At 66.5% G+C, this 15,356-nt stretch carries 12 protein-coding genes; 9 read left to right on the forward strand and 3 right to left on the reverse strand.

Annotated features, from left to right (window positions below):
* The 9 genes from LL964_RS06475 (at position 1) to LL964_RS06515 (ending at position 12,288) form a co-directional block, all read left to right on the forward strand.
* A complete protein-coding gene (locus tag LL964_RS06475; protein WP_104588661.1) occupies positions 1 to 2,088 on the forward strand; it encodes a putative bifunctional diguanylate cyclase/phosphodiesterase in 2,088 nt (695 codons plus the stop codon).
* 170 nt (positions 2,089 to 2,258) lie between these two features.
* On the forward strand, positions 2,259 to 3,389 hold the full coding sequence (flhB, locus tag LL964_RS06480; RefSeq protein WP_104588614.1) for a flagellar biosynthesis protein FlhB: 1,131 nt from the start codon (positions 2,259 to 2,261) through the stop codon (positions 3,387 to 3,389).
* 17 nt (positions 3,390 to 3,406) lie between these two features.
* Positions 3,407 to 5,479, forward strand: a complete 2,073-nt coding sequence (flhA, locus tag LL964_RS06485; protein WP_208621489.1) for a flagellar biosynthesis protein FlhA — start codon at positions 3,407 to 3,409, stop codon at positions 5,477 to 5,479.
* Between the two features lie 820 nt (positions 5,480 to 6,299).
* Positions 6,300 to 7,958: a flagellar biosynthesis GTPase FlhF gene (gene flhF / locus LL964_RS06490; protein WP_104588612.1), complete on the forward strand. Its 1,659-nt coding sequence runs from the start codon at positions 6,300 to 6,302 to the stop codon at positions 7,956 to 7,958.
* Complete coding sequence (locus LL964_RS06495) at positions 7,945 to 8,829, forward strand: MinD/ParA family protein (RefSeq protein ID WP_005918202.1); 885 nt, start codon at positions 7,945 to 7,947, stop codon at positions 8,827 to 8,829. Before flhF ends, LL964_RS06495 begins: the two co-directional genes overlap by 14 nt.
* Positions 8,826 to 9,593, forward strand: coding sequence for an RNA polymerase sigma factor FliA (locus LL964_RS06500; protein WP_104588611.1), 768 nt, complete (start codon positions 8,826 to 8,828; stop codon positions 9,591 to 9,593). The genes LL964_RS06495 and LL964_RS06500 overlap by 4 nt, the downstream gene beginning before the upstream one ends.
* 24 nt (positions 9,594 to 9,617) lie before the next feature.
* Positions 9,618 to 10,010 (forward strand): chemotaxis response regulator CheY, encoded by a 393-nt coding sequence (gene cheY / locus LL964_RS06505; protein ID WP_014507662.1) that lies wholly within the window; start codon positions 9,618 to 9,620, stop codon positions 10,008 to 10,010.
* Entirely contained in the window at positions 10,010 to 10,636 is a 627-nt protein-coding gene (locus LL964_RS06510) for a protein phosphatase CheZ (protein WP_104588610.1), read from the forward strand. Before cheY ends, LL964_RS06510 begins: the two co-directional genes overlap by 1 nt.
* Before the next feature lie 2 nt (positions 10,637 to 10,638).
* Positions 10,639 to 12,288 carry a chemotaxis protein CheA gene (locus LL964_RS06515; RefSeq protein WP_104588609.1) on the forward strand — a complete coding sequence of 550 codons (1,650 nt, stop codon included), beginning with the start codon at positions 10,639 to 10,641 and terminating at the stop codon, positions 12,286 to 12,288.
* Between the two features lie 248 nt (positions 12,289 to 12,536).
* Here the strand turns inward: LL964_RS06515 and LL964_RS06520 are convergent, their stop codons facing one another.
* The 3 genes from LL964_RS06520 to LL964_RS06530 form a co-directional block, all read right to left on the reverse strand.
* Entirely contained in the window at positions 12,537 to 14,015 is a 1,479-nt protein-coding gene (locus LL964_RS06520; RefSeq protein ID WP_104588608.1) for an XVIPCD domain-containing protein, read from the reverse strand.
* Positions 14,016 to 14,030: 15 nt separating this feature from the next.
* Entirely contained in the window at positions 14,031 to 14,648 is a 618-nt protein-coding gene (locus LL964_RS06525) for a hypothetical protein (protein WP_104588660.1), read from the reverse strand.
* 86 nt (positions 14,649 to 14,734) lie between these two features.
* Positions 14,735 to 15,151, reverse strand: coding sequence for a SymE family type I addiction module toxin (locus LL964_RS06530; RefSeq protein WP_104588607.1), 417 nt, complete (start codon positions 15,149 to 15,151; stop codon positions 14,735 to 14,737).
* Between the last annotated feature and the right edge of the window lie 205 nt (positions 15,152 to 15,356).

Below are 15,356 nucleotides of genomic sequence, written 5' to 3' on the forward strand. Positions count from 1 at the left end.
GTGGTCGCTACCTACAACCTGGGCATGGTGCTGCTATCGCTGGTGGTGGCCATCCTGGCCTCCTACACCGCGCTGCAGATGGCCGCGCGCACGACTGCCAGTCGCGGCGGCATCGCTGCCGCGTGGCTGATCGGCGGCGCGATCGCGATGGGCATCGGCATCTGGTCGATGCACTTCGTCGGCATGCTCGCCTACCGCCTGCCGATTCCGGTGGGCTACGACCTGGCCTTGACCGTCTACTCGATGCTGGCCGCGATTCTGGCCTCGGCATTCGCGCTGTGGCTCATCTCGCGACCGAATCTGCCCTGGCTGCGCCTGTGCATGGGGGCGGTGCTGATGGGGCTGGGCATCGCGGTGATGCATTACATGGGCATGAGCACGATGCGCATGGTGCCCGCCATCAGCTACGACCCGCTGCTGTTCGGCCTTTCCATCGCGATCGCCATCGGCGCCTGTGCCGCCGCGCTGTGGATCGCGTTCCGGCTGCGCCACGATGGCCGCCGACACAGCCTGCGCCTGATCGCGGCAGTGGTGATGGGAGTGGCGATCGTCGGCATGCATTACACCGGCATGGCTGCGGCGCGCTTCGCGCCCGGCAGCATTTGCGGTGCGGCATCGGAGATGCACCTGCCGCTCTCGTGGCTGGCCGCAGTGGTGGTGCTGGTCACGCTGGCCTTGCTGATGCTCGCACTGGTGATTTCGGTGCTGTCGCGGCGCTTCCAGCAACGCACCGACGTGCTGGCGCAATCGCTGGCGCGCGCCAATGCCGATCTGGCCCTGGCCGCCCTGCACGATCCACTCACCCGTCTGCCCAACCGCGTCTTGCTGCACGAGCATGTGCTGCAGAACATCGAACGCGCGCAGCGCGATGGGCAGCGGTTTGCGGTGATGCTGATCAACCTGGACGGCTTCAAGGTGGTCAACGACGGCTACGGCCATCAGTTCGGCGACCGCTTGCTGGTGGCGGTGGCCGGGCGTCTGGCCACGTTCCGCGACGCGCATGCCAGCCTGGCGCGGCTGGGCGCGGATGAATTCGTGCTGGTGGCCGACATCGCCGACCCGGAAGACGCTGCTGCCATTGCCGCACAGTTGCTGCAGGCGCTGGCAGCGCCCTTCCTGGTCGGCGAGCGCGAGCTGCGTCTGAGTAGCAGTATCGGGATCGCGCTGTACCCGGAGGATGCGGGCAGCGAACACCAGCTGATGAGCCACGCCGATGCCGCGATGGGTCACGCCAAACAGGCTGGCCGCAACCGCTACAGCTTCTTCGAACGCTCCATGACCGGCACCACCGGCGAGCGCCTGCAATTGCTGCAGGAGCTGCCACGCGCGCTGGAGTCGGGCCAGTTCGTCCTGCATTACCAACCAAAGTACTGCGCCGAGGACGGCCGCCCGCTCGGTGCCGAGGCGCTGGTTCGCTGGCAGCACCCCGAACGCGGCCTGGTGCCACCGGACAGCTTCATTCCGCTGGCCGAACGCAGCGGCATGATCGGTGCGCTGGGCAGTTGGGTCCTGCAACAGGCCTGCCGGCAGATGCGGGAGTGGCGCGACGCCGGCCATGGCGACTGGCGCGTTGCGGTGAACCTGTCGGCCACCCAGCTCGCCTCGCCCAGCCTGCTGGACGAAGTGGCGACCACGCTGGGCAGCCATGCCATCGCCCCTGGCCAGCTCACCCTGGAAATCACCGAGACCATGGCCATGCGCGATGCCGAGGCTTGCCTGCACACCCTGGGCCAGCTCAACGCGCTGGGCGTGCGCATCGCCATCGACGACTTCGGCACCGGCTATTCCAACCTGCTGTACCTGCGCCGGCTGCCCGCGCACGAGCTGAAGATCGACCGCAGCTTCGTGCAGGCCATGGACAACGGCGCCGAGGACATCGCCATCGTTGCCGCAGTGGTGGCGCTGGCTCACACCATGCGCCTGCAGGTGGTGGCCGAGGGCGTGGAAACCCCGGCCCAGCGCAACACGCTCGAACGCCTGGGCTGCGACCAGCTGCAGGGCTATCTGCTGGGCCGGCCGATGCCCGCCGAACAGTTCATCGCCCTGGTCCTCGCCCAACGCGACGGCCCAACACGCCTGGCCAGCTGAGCCAGGCCCCAAGGCGCCACGCGCCGAGCACGACGCGGCATCGTCCATTCGGCCCGTCAGCCGCATCCCGATCAGCCCGCAGCCCACCGCTCTTACAAATCCCGACTCCCGAATCCCGCCTCTGGAACACCGCTTGCATCAGCCCAGGCTGATCCCCCACCGGCATCTCCATGTCCGAGTCCGAAGACGGCGGCGAGCGTACAGAGCTTCCCACCGAAAAACGCCTTCGCGAGGCCCGCGAGCAGGGCAACATCCCGCAATCGCGGGAGTTGTCCACTGCCGCGGTGTTCGGCGCCGGCGTGTTCGGCCTGATGGCGCTGGCCGGCGGCATCGGCGATGGCGCGGCGGTGTGGATGAAGTCCGCGCTCAGCCCGGATCCGAAGATGCGCGAAAACCCGATGGCGCTGTTCGGCCATTTCGGCGACCTGCTGCTGCAGTTGCTGTGGGTGATGGTGCCGCTGATCGGCATCTGCCTGCTGGCCGGGCTGGCCGGCCCGCTGCTGATGAGCGGCCTGCATTTTTCCGGTAAGGCGCTGATGCCCGACCTCAACAAGCTCAACCCGATGAACGGGGTCAAGCGCATGTGGGGCAGCCACAGCCTGGCCGAGCTGGTCAAGTCGGTGCTGCGCCTGCTGTTCGTCGGCCTGGCGGCGTGGCTGTGCATCTCCAGGAGCCTGCACGGCCTGCGCGCACTGGTGAACCAGCCGCTGGAGCAGGCGGTGGGCAACGGCCTGGACTTCACCAAGAGCCTGCTGTTCTACACCGCCGGCGCGCTGGTGCTGCTGGCCGCGATCGATGCGCCGTACCAGAAGTGGAACTGGATGCGGAAGCTGAAGATGACGCGCGAGGAGATCAAGCGCGAGATGAAGGAAAGCGAGGGTAGCCCGGAAGTGAAGGGCCGCATTCGCCAGATGCAGATGCAGATGTCGCAGCGCCAGATGATGGAAGCGGTGCCCAAGGCGGACGTGGTGCTGATGAACCCGACCCACTACGCGGTGGCGCTCAAGTACGAGGGCGGCAAGATGCGTGCGCCGATCGTGGTGGCCAAGGGCGTGGACGAAATGGCCTTCCGCATCCGCGAAACCGGCGAACAGCACCGGGTGGCCATCGTCACCGCCCCGCCTTTGGCACGCGCCTTGTATAGGGAAGCCCAAATCGGCAAGGAAATTCCCGTGAGACTCTATTCGGTCGTGGCCCAGGTGCTCTCCTACGTCTACCAGCTGCGCGGGTGGAACGGCGGCCCGATGCCGGAATTGCCGTCGCTGGAGGTGGATGAGTTCGGCAAGGGAGCGACCCCATGAGCGCCCAGCCCGTCCCGATGAACGCCCGCCGCATCATGGAGTTGCTGCGCAACGGCCTGGGTGCGCCGCTGGCCCTGATGGCCATGCTGGCCATGCTGATGGTGCCGCTGGCGGCCCCGGTGCTGGATGCGCTGTTCACCTTCAACATCGCCATCTCGCTGATGGTGCTGCTGGCGGTGGTGTACGTGCAGCGTCCGCTGGAATTCACCATTTTCCCCATCGTGCTGCTGATGACCACGATGCTGCGGCTGGCGCTGAATGTCGCCTCCAGCCGCGTGATCCTGATCAACGGCCAGGACGGCCACGCCGCCGCCGGCAAGGTGATCGAGGCGTTCGGCCAGTTCGTGATCGGCGGCAACTACGCCGTGGGTATCGTGGTGTTCGCGATCCTGACCATCATCAACTTCGTGGTCATCACCAAGGGTGCCGGGCGCGTGTCGGAAGTGACCGCCCGCTTCATCCTGGACGCCATGCCCGGCAAGCAGATGGCCATCGACGCCGACCTCAACGCCGGTTTGCTGACGCGCGAGGAAGCCAAGGCCCGCCGCGAGGAAGTGCGCGAGGAAGCCGACTTCTACGGCGCGATGGACGGTGCCAACAAGTTCATCCGCGGCGACGCCATCGCCGCCATCCTGATCCTGTTCATCAACCTGGTCGGCGGCATGGCCGTGGGCATGCTCCAGCACGGCATGTCGTTCGTGGATGCGGCTTCGACCTACACCCTGCTGTCGATCGGCGACGGCCTGGTGGCGCAGCTGCCGGCACTGCTGGTGTCGTCCTCGGTCGCCTTGCTGGTGACCCGCGCCTCGCGTGCGCAGGACATGCGCGGGGCGATGATCGGCCAGGTGTTCGGCCAGCATCGCGCCCTGGCCGTGGCTGCGGCCATCCTGGGCCTGGTCGGCCTGGTGCCGGGCATGCCCAACGTCGCGTTTTTGACACTGGGCCTGATCCTGGGTGTGATCGCCTGGAAACTGTACAAGCGCAGCCTGGTCGCGCCCGCCGCCGGCGATGCGGCCAGCGACCCGCAGGCGTCAGCCACTGCCGCCACCGCCCAGGCCAGCGCCGAGCTGAGCTGGGACGAACTGCGCCCGATCGACCCGCTGGGCCTGGAAGTGGGCTACCGGCTGATCCCGCTGGTGGACAAGCACCAGGGCGGCGAATTGATGGCACGCATCAAGGGCGTGCGCCGCAAGCTCACCCAGGACATCGGTTTCCTGGTCCCGCCCGTGCATATCCGCGACAACCTGGAGCTGTCGGCCAATGCCTACCGGCTGCTGGTGCACGGCGTCCCGGTCGCCACCGCCGAAATCCATCCCGACCGCGAGCTGGCGCTGGACCCGGGCGGCGCGCTCGGCCAGCTGGACGGCATTCCCGGCAAGGACCCGGCGTTCGGCCTGGACGCCACCTGGATCCAGCCGCATCAGCGTGCCTATGCCGAATCCATGGGCTATACGGTGGTGGATCCGGCGACCGTGGTCGCCACCCACCTGTCGCACCTGATCCGCGAGCACGCCCCGGAACTGCTCGGCCACGAGGAAGTCCAGCAGCTGCTGGCCACCCTGGGCAAGACCGCGCCGAAGATGGTCGAAGACCTCACCCCCAAGGCATTGCCGCTGTCGGTGGTGGTGCGGGTGCTGCAGAACCTGCTGATCGAGCGCATTCCGGTACGCCAGCTGCGCAAGATCGTCGAAGCGCTGGTCGAGCACGCCCCGCACAGCCAGGACCCAGCCACCCTCACCGCCGCGGTGCGTACCTCGCTGGGCCGCTTCATCGTGCAGGAAATCGCCGGCATGTCGGCCGAGCTGCCGGTGTTCACCCTTGCCCCGCAGCTGGAGCGCGTGCTGCAGGAATCCACCCATGGCAACGGCGTGGCGCTGGAACCCGGCCTGGCCGAGCGCCTGCACCAGAGCCTGGCCGATTGCGTGGGCAAACAGGAAGCCCGCAACGAACCGGCGGTGGTCCTGGTGCCCGGCCAGGTCCGCGCCGCCCTCGCCCGCCTGGTCCGCCACAGCGTCCCGTCCCTGTCGGTGCTGGCGTACAGCGAAGTGCCCGAAGACAAGCGTTTGAAGCTGGTCGGCACGATCAGCTAAGGCCAACGCCCCTCATCTGGCGCTATGCGCCACCTTCTCCCGCCCGCGGGAGAAGGCAACGGATTGCCAGCGCTGCAGCGGCGTTGCGCCAATGCAGCAGCAGCGCCGAGCCAATGCCTCCCTTTCCCCCGCCCGCGGGGGAAGGTGCCCGAAGGGCGGATGGGGGCAGCAGTCGGGCGATGTTCCCGCGGGTAGGACTCACACCGCACCGCCCCCCTCATCCGGCGCTGCGCGCCACCTTCTCCCGACTGCGGGAGAAGGCAACGGATTGCCAGCGCTGCAGCGGCGTTGCGCCAATGCAGCAGCAGCGCCGAGCCAACGCCTCCCTTCCCCCGCCCGCGGGGGAAGGTGCCCGAAGGGCGGATGGGGGCAGCACTCTAGCGATTTTTCTGCAGGCGAGACTCGCACCGCACCAACGCCCCTCATCCGGCGCTGCGCGCCACCTTCTCCCGCCCGCGGGAGAAGGCAACGGATTGCCAGCGCTGCAGCGGCGTTGCGCCAATGCACTAGCAGCGCCAGGCCAACGCCTCCCTTCCCCCGCCCGCGGGGGAAGGTGCCCGAAGGGCGGATGGGGGGCAGCAGCAGGGGCAGCCGCCGCACGCGCAACCCTCCTGATCGAGCGCCAGAAATCCAGCACTGCGGTTTTGGCACACCGCATGCATTAGCTCTGCCGAGACCGCAGCCAGCACCACCGCTGCGGGGCGGATGGCAGGACTTGGAACTACGAACGGGACAGGCAACTCATGACGCTGGCGACACACCCACATTCATCGCGCACCCGTCCGGCGTCCGGCGGGTCCCGTTCCTGGAGGCAGGTGGCATGAAGATCAAACGCTTTGTCGCCCCGGATATGCGCACCGCATTCCGTATGGTGCGCGAGGAACACGGCCCGGATGCCGTGATCCTGTCCAACCGTCGCACCGCCGAAGGCATCGAGATCGTTGCCGCCAGCAATTACGACGAAGAGCTGGTGCAGCGTGCCCTGGAAACCGCCCGCGAAACGCCGGCGGCCAGCAGCGCCCCCACGCAGCACGCTGCGGCGCCGGTCGCCGCCCGCCCCGCTGCGCCGGTGCACGCCCCGCTCAAGCCGGCTGCCGATACCGCCGGCATGAGCCACCGCCAGCGGGTGGCCAGCGCCGCCGAAGACATGATCGCCGCCATGGCCCTGCGTCAGCCGGCCAGCGTGCCGCGCCAGGCGCCGGTGGCCGCGCCGATTCGCAGCGCTGCCCCGGTGCAGACCGTGCAGGAGGCCGCTGCGCCGATCGTGCAGCGTCAGGAACACGCGCTGTCGGCGGTGCCGGAACAGCTGTTCGCCGACTTTTTGACCACCGCCCCGGTGCCGCGCCCGGCGTTGCAGGCCACCCCGATGCAGGCGCCCGCTCCGGTCACCGCCCCCGCCTTGACCGCAGCTGCGCAGGACGAAGACGCCTTCGCCGACGATGCCGACTTCGACCTGGACGACGCCCTGCCGCAGATCCTGCCGCCGGCCGCGCTGCCGCCGATCGAAGTCGCTCCGCCCGCCCCTGTCGCGCTGGCCGCGGTGCCTGCCGCCGCCGTGCCGGCGCCGCAGAACGATGAAGAGCTCAAGCAGCTGCGCGGCGAACTGGCACTGATGCGGCAGATGATCGAGCGCGAAATGAACCGCCTCACCGACGAGCGCCTGCGTGGCTCGCCGGTGCGTGCGCAGGCGCTGGAGCTGATGGACGACTACGGCTTCGACGCCGGCCTGACCCGCGACATCGCCCTGCAGATCCCGGCCGATACCGAATTGCACCGCGGCCGCGGCCTGATGCTGGGCCTGCTGTCCAAGCGCCTGCCGGTGGCCCCGGTCGACCCGCTGGAACGCGGCGGCGTGATCGCCCTGGTCGGCCCGACCGGTGCCGGCAAGACCACCACCATCGCCAAGCTGGCGCAGCGCTTCGCCGCCCAGCACGCCCCGCGCGACGTGGCCCTGGTCACCACCGACACCCTGCGCGTCGGCGGCCGCGAGCAGCTGCACAGCTACGGCCGCCAGCTCGGTATCGCGGTGCACGAGGCCGACAGCGCCGAAAGCCTGCTCGAACTGCTGGACCGCCTGCGCGACTACAAGCTGGTGCTGATCGACACCGCCGGCATGGGCCAGCGCGATCGCGCCCTGGCCGCCCAGCTGAACTGGCTGCGCGCCGCCCAGCAGGTCACCTCGCTGCTGGTGCTGCCCGCCAACTCCCATTTCGCCGACCTCGACGAGGTCGTGCGCCGCTTCGCCCACGCCAAACCCCAAGGCGTGGTGCTGACCAAACTCGACGAGACCGGCCGCTTCGGCAGCGCCTTGTCGGTGGTGGTCGATCACCAGATGCCCATCACCTGGGTGACTGACGGACAGCGGGTCCCCGACGACCTGCACCGCGCCAATGCCGCCAGTCTCGTTCTTCGCCTTGAAGATTTGCGGCGCGCTGCCGATAAGCCCTGTACTCCGGAGCACAACCATGCAGTCGCGTGAATACGCCAAGCTGACCAACGCCTTCCCCCTGTCGGCGACCCGTCCCGAGCCTCTGGGCCCGGTGCGCACCATTGCCGTGACCGGCGGCAAGGGCGGCGTGGGCAAGACCAACATCTCCGCCAACCTGGCCGTGGCGCTTGCCGACATGGGCAAACGCACGCTGCTGCTGGACGCCGACCTGGGCCTGGCCAACCTGGACGTGGTCCTGGGCCTGGCGCCCAAGTACACCCTGGCCGACCTGATCGCCGGCCGCTGCACGCTCGATGAAGTGATCATCGAAGGCCCCGGCGGCGTGCTGGTGGTGCCGGCCGCGTCCGGCCGCCGCCACATGGCCGAACTGGCCCCGGCCCAGCACATCGGCCTGGTCAACGTGTTCTCCGAACTGGAACGCGACCTGGACGTGATGGTCATCGACACCGCCGCCGGCATCACCGACAGCGTGCTGACCTTCTGCCAGGCCGCCCAGGACACCGTGGTGGTGGTCTGCGACGAGCCGGCCTCGATCACCGACGCCTACGCACTGATCAAGGTGCTCTCGCGCGAACGCGGCGTGGACCGCCTGCAGATCATCGCCAACATGGTGCGCGACCCCAACGAGGGCCGCCTGCTGTACGACAAGCTCTCCCGCGTCTGCGAGAAGTTCCTCGGCGACGTGTCGTTGAACTACCTCGGCCACGTGCCGCAGGACGACTGGCTGCGCCTGTCGGTGCAGCGTCAGCAACCCGTCATCAAGGCCTACCCCGCCAGTCCGTCGGCACAGGCCATCGCAGAAATCGCGCGCCGTACCTCGCGCTGGCAGGCTCCCACCGTGCCGCGCGGCAACGTCGAGTTCTTTGTCGAACGCATCATTCAACGGGGAGTGGCCGCATGAGCACCGCCACCGCAACGACCGCCACTGCGCAGTACCGTGCCGTCCAACGCAACAACGCCAACGACGTGGTGACCCAGCACGCCGACCTGGTGCGCCGCATCGCCCACCACCTGGCCGCCCGCCTTCCGGCGAGCGTGGAAGTGGACGACCTGATCCAGGCCGGCATGATCGGTCTGATCGAAGCCTCGCGCAGCTACGACTCCGACCAGGGCGCCTCGTTCGAAACCTATGCCTCGATCCGCATCCGCGGCTCGATGATCGACGAGATCCGCCGTGGCGACTGGGTGCCGCGTTCGGTGCACCGCCGCGCCCGCGACGCTGCCGCCGCCGTGCGCAAGATCGAGCAGAGCACCGGCCGCGCCGCCGCCGCCACCGAAGTGGCCGCCGCGATGGAAATGCCGCTGCCCGACTACCTGCGCCTGATGGAAGACGCCGCACGCGGCCAGGTGCTGAGCCTGGAATCGCGCATCGAAGATCACGGCGAACTGGACACCACCGCCAAGGGTGGGCCCAATCCGCAGCAGATGATGGAGCGTGGCGAATTCGGCCGCGAGCTGGGCAAGGCCATCGGCCAGTTGCCCGAGCGCGAGCAGTTGGTGCTGTCGCTGTACTACGAACAGGAATTGAACCTGAAGGAAATCGGCGCCGTGCTCGGCGTCAGCGAATCGCGCGTCTGCCAGATCCACGGCCAGGCCGTGGTGCGCCTGCGCGGCCGCCTCAAGGTATTCGAACTGGCCGATGCCGGTGTCGAAAATGACGATTGATTTTTTTCGTGTTAGGAGCTTGATGTGAACAAGAACATGCGGATCCTGATCGTGGACGACTTCTCGACGATGCGACGTATCGTCAAGAATCTGTTGGCGGATCTTGGCTTCACCAATACCGCAGAGGCCGAAGACGGCAACAGCGCGCTGGCCGCGCTGCGTGCGGGCCCGTTCGATTTCGTGGTGACGGACTGGAACATGCCGGGCATGACCGGCATCGACCTGCTGCGCAATATCCGCGCCGACGCCAAGCTCAAGCACCTGCCGGTGATGATGGTGACCGCCGAAGCCAAGCGCGAGCAGATCATCGAAGCCGCGCAGTGCGGCGTGAACGGCTACATCATCAAGCCGTTCACCGCGCAGACGCTGGAAGAGAAGCTGGGCAAGGTGTTCGAACGTCTGGCGGCGACCGCCTGATGAACGCCACCGTGGAAGCCGATGCCGAACGTGCCGCGTTGATCGAGCGCCTGCAGAGCGCGCTCGATGCATTGGAAAGCGGTGACCAGGTCACCTGGCGTCGCGAGGTCGACCACCTCGCCGCGCTACGCACGCGCCCGATGATGCAGAGCCTGAGCCGGCTCGCCCGCGAACTCGGACAGGCCCTGGGCGAGTTGCCCACGGTGCCCGAAGAGGCCGGCGAACTGGACGATGCCTGCTCGCGCCTGGACCATGTGGTGGAGATGACCGAAAAGGCCAGCCACCGCACCCTGGACCTGGTCGAGGAATGCCGCGTGCTGGCCAACCAGCTGCGCGATGGCGGGCTCAATGAGGACCAGGGCGCACTGCTGGAAAAGATGCGCCACAACCTCACCGAGTTGTCGCTGGCGCAGAGCTATCAGGACCTCAGCGGGCAGATCATCCGCCGCGTGGCCGGCATCGTGCGCCGTGTGCACGAAGGCTTCGGCGCCTTGGGCCTTCCGCCCAAGAACAGCGAACCGAAGAAAGACGACGGCGGTCTTGCCGGTCCTGCGATCAAGGGCCTGGACCGTCACGCGGTGTCGCAGGACGACGCCGACGACCTGCTGTCCGGATTGGGGCTGTAATCATGAGTGCTGTTCCAGACGATATTGCTGCCGATTTCATCGTCGAGGCCCAGGAGATCCTGGATCGCCTCGGCGAACAGCTGGTGTCGCTGGAACAGGCACCAGACGAAGCGGACCAGCTCAACGCGGTGTTCCGCGGCTTCCACACGCTCAAGGGCGGCGCCGGCTTCCTGGCCATCAAGCCGATGGTGGAGCTGTGCCACGCCGCCGAAGAAACCCTCGGCATGGCGCGCTCGGGCCAGGCAGTGCTGCAGGCGCATCACTTCGATGCCGCGCAGCAGTCGCTGGACTATCTGCAGGCCATGCTGGACGCGATGGGCTCGGGCGAAGCGGTACCGCACGCGCCGGCCACGCTGATCGCGCAGTTCGATGCCAAGAGCGCGCCACCAGCGGTCAAGGCCGCCCCCAAGGCTGCCGCCGCGCCGGCGCAACACGACGACGCGCATGCTCCCGTCGCAGGCGCCAAAGGCCCCAAGGCCGCCGCCAAGGCCGGTGCCGAAGCCGAACAGACCGTGCGCGTGGACACCAAGCGCCTGGACGCCATCGTCAACCTGATCGGCGAACTGGTGCTCTCGCGCAACCGCCTGAAGACCTTGCGCACCCGCTTGCGCGACGAAGAACTCGACCGCGCGGTCAGCACGCTGGATATCGCCACCGCACGTCTGCAGACCGCGGTCATGCGTACCCGCATGCAGCCGGTCAGCAAGGTGTTCGCCCGCTTCCCCAAGGTGGCCCGCGATGTCGCGCGCACCCTGTCCAAGGAAGTGGAGCTGGAACTGATCGGCGCCGAAACCGAGCTCGATCGCAATCTGGTCGAAGCCCTGGCCGACCCGCTGGTGCACCTGGTGCGCAACGCGATCGACCACGGCATCGAATCGCCTGCCCTGCGCGAAGCCACCGGCAAGCCGCGCAGCGGCCATGTGCGCCTGTCCGCGCAGCAGGAAGGCGATTACGTCAGTATCGAAATCCAGGACGACGGCGCCGGCATCGACCCCGAGCGGCTGCGCGAGATCGCCCGCGGCAAGGGCCTGATCGACGCCGAAGCCGCCGCGCGCCTGAGCACCGACGAGTGTCTGCATTTGATCTTCATGCCGGGCTTTTCGACCAAGGCCGAGGTCACCGACATCTCCGGCCGCGGCGTGGGCATGGACGTGGTGCAATCGCGTATCCGCGAGCTCAGCGGGCAGATCCAGATCCAGTCCGAACTGGGCCGCGGCAGCCGCTTCATGATCCGCGTCCCGCTGACCCTGGCCATCCTGCCCACGCTATTGGTGCAGGCCGGCGAAGCGGTCTACGCATTGCCGCTGGCGCGCGTGGTGGAAGTGCTGCATGCACCGCAAACCTCGCTGGGCTGGTTCGACGGCCGCGCCGTCCTCGACCGCCGCTCGCACACCCTGCCCCTGATCGACCTGCGCCGCTGGCTGGGCGTACCGGCCGAACAACCGCCGCTGCTGACCGTGGTGTTGCTGCAGGCCGGCGAAACCCGCTTCGGCCTGGTGGTGGACCAGGTCCGCGGCCGCGAGGAAGTGGTGATCAAGCCCCTGCCCCGTGCCCTGCGCGGCCTGCCCGGCTACGCCGGCGCCACCCTGATCGGCGATGGCCGCATGGCGCTGATCCTGGATGTGGATGGGCTGCGTTCCAGCGATCATTGAGGTTGGGGATTCGGGATTCGGGATTGGGAGAATCGGGAATCGGGAATCGGGAATCGGGAAGACGATCCTGTTTGCCTGATCTAACGACAACGGCCGCGTACTGCGGCCGTTGTCGTTTCACTACCAGCATCGCTGCTGATCTATGTCGCTACGCGCAAGCATGGGCGCGATGGTTTAGCGACGGTCAGGCTGCCGTGGAAGTGAACCTGGAACCGTTATTTGGACCTCGTTATCTTGTTGCGAAACACTCAGCGCGCCATCGACGGACCAGCCTGGCTGACGGCTTGCTGGGACTGCTCCAGCGCCTGCTGCTGTTCGCGCGCCTGAGCCTGAGTCTGGTTGATTGCCTGCAGGCGATCGAACGACTGGGTCTCTGGTGTCTGCACGGCGTCCATGGTCGACATATGGGCACGCTGGTGAGCCGGGTCGTTGAGGGCGCCCTGAACGACGAAGACCTTCTCGCCGCCCGCAAGCTGAGCCGTTGGGTTGTTGAGCACCACATGATCCACCCGCGACAACCCTTCCTCTTTTGCCAGCGCAAGCAGGCTAGCTGTCATGCGCTCGCTCGATGCATCCCACTGCCTGCCATGTGCGCTATCGAGCTTTTGCACCCCGTCTTTGATCTGCTGGTACAGCGGGTGATCAGCATGGCCTGGATCTGACGGAAGAAGGTGAAGTGACGTCCCTTGCGATGGGGATTCACGTGCACGGAGCTCCTGCTCCAGCTCTTGTGCAGAGATCGGCGAGACATGCAGATGAGTGTTTTTGGTGTGCTGGAACAAGCCCGGCGTCGGGGGCTGGGTGCTGCTGTCCAGGTAAGGCATCGGGCGCGTATTGCTGCCCAGGTCAATACCATTGCGTTCTAGTGCATCCTCTTTGAGACCAAGCCGCTGCAGGTTAAAGATCATCGGTTGCTCAGGCGTGCCCTGCTGCGCCTTATTGTAGTGACGCTCAAAGATCGCTGCGGTGCCGATGACCCAAGGTCCGTAGTGGTTGTGATAGTCAGATAGGCCGCCATAACCGATCTGCGTATCCTGTGCTGGTTTATCGAAATAGTTGACACCCATTGCCTCGATATTTGCCGGCGTGGCTGACATGGTCAAATCTTGATTCAAGGAAAGATTTGGCTTTAAGGTGTAGACGAGACCTTGGCTTCCCGCAGCGGTATCGATGAAGTCACGCATCCGTCCTGGGGCCGCACGATAGATATCCTCCAAGGTCGGCTGAGGTGTACTGCCCTTCACCCTGCTGAGGGTGGCGTTCCAACCCGCGATCTCTGCACGTGATTCATCCTCACGGTTGCTAGCAATGACCTTTTCAGCGGCTGACGTGTAGTCGTGTGTGGTGCGCGCAATCGTACGAGCTTCAGTCATGAATTGCTGCCTTGCGGCCTCCGCGTCCGGGCTGAAGGTGCTGTGTTGCAACTCGTGCCCAAGGACAAAAGTCAGATCCCCGGCAGATGGGGGAGCAACTCCATTGGGGCCCACCAGCTTTGTCAGTGGCAACTGGATTGAGTGGCCAACAGGATCAAACGAGCCTCCAGCATGCGGATCGGTGAGAGGCTTGAAGCTGGTCACCAGCTTTTGATCAATTGCCACATTCAGCTGGCGCGTAAGTTCCGGCGAATCGGTTAGAAGCTGCCTCAGTTGATCGACGTGAGGTTTGGTAACTCCAGGCTCATTGCCGAAATCATTCAAAACTTTCAAAGCATCAGGACTGAGTGACATGTCCGCTCCTTGGACTTAACGGATGTAGACCCATTCGACGCATTTGCGCGCCACAAACTCTTGCGGTTCCGCAGCCTCACCTCGCGGAAAGACCTCTACTCGCATTCCTGGGCGCGTAAAGAAATCACTCATCCAGCGCCCGTCTTCGACGATGTTGCGCTCACGCGCAAATCCCATCTGCTCAAGCTGCTGGGTAAAACGATCAAAGTCCAGGCGACAAATTTCGGTCATCGCAGGCGATGCACCGGCCACATTGCGATCGAAGCGGAATTCGAACCATCTGCCATCAAGCTTGGTTTCATCGACTCCAAATCCATAACTCCAATCCTTAGTGAGCGGGCCGAAGGCCCGATATCGGCGTTCGTCGCCTTTCACGAACTGAACCGCCTGCCCCATCGTGGAATTCAGACGCTCGGGAGTGAAATCGGAGATGTTCTGGCTGCCCTTGATTAACACAAGCAGCTGACCAAGCAAGCCTTCCGCAGTGGGCTTGTTAGGCGGCACAGTGGTAGGACTGGATGAATTCATGGCAGATGTCTCCGTGACGGTTGCCGGGGCTGGGGTGGCCGACGTGTGGGCGCATGCGCCCAGAGCGAGGGTGGCGAGCAAGGCGTAGAGGGGGCGCGCGATCATGAAGCGTCCGTTGTGCGCTGGTGTGGCTGCGACGCTAGTGGCATCCGGCACCGAGGTCAATCGCAAAGGGTCTGGCAGCCGTAGCATCATCGCCGCACGCCGTGCGCCTTCGCCGGCACCTCCACCGGCGGCAACACCTCCATCAGCAGCTGCCCTTCGCTGGCGGTGATGCGCAGCTTGGTGCCGATGGCGAAGCCCAGTTGTTCCAGCCATAGGCCGCTGAGGCGGACGTGGGGTACGTGCTGGTCGCCGGCGTGGTCGTGGGCGCCGGGGTAATGGGTGTAGCTGACGGTGCATTGGCGCGGGCGGCGGGCGCGGCGGGGTGCGCCCAGCGTGCCGGGGCCTTGCGGGGAGGCGTCCGGGTCGGGCGGCAGCATCGGTGGCAGCTTGGTGCGGTCGGGTTCCACAACGACCCACTGCACCCGCTTGGGCGGCGCGGGGCGCGTACGTGTGCGGGTGGGCCGTAGGCTGGCAGATGCCGTGGGTGGGCGGCGGCGTGTCATGGCGCCTCCGGGTGGTGGCGGGTGATGGTTGCAGCGACGCACTGCTGCAATGGCACAGTCCTGCGTGCCGACAGGCGGCGCGAGGTGTGCGGCAATACAGCGAGCTGGCGACTCAGCGGATGCGCGGTATGCTCTCTCGCCTGCTCAACAGCTGCGCGTGCGACGAGCCGGCGCAGCACCTCGCCCATATCCCATCGCAGGCGGC

The organism is Xanthomonas melonis (genome assembly GCF_020783655.1).
GTDB classification, from domain to species: domain Bacteria; phylum Pseudomonadota; class Gammaproteobacteria; order Xanthomonadales; family Xanthomonadaceae; genus Xanthomonas; species Xanthomonas melonis.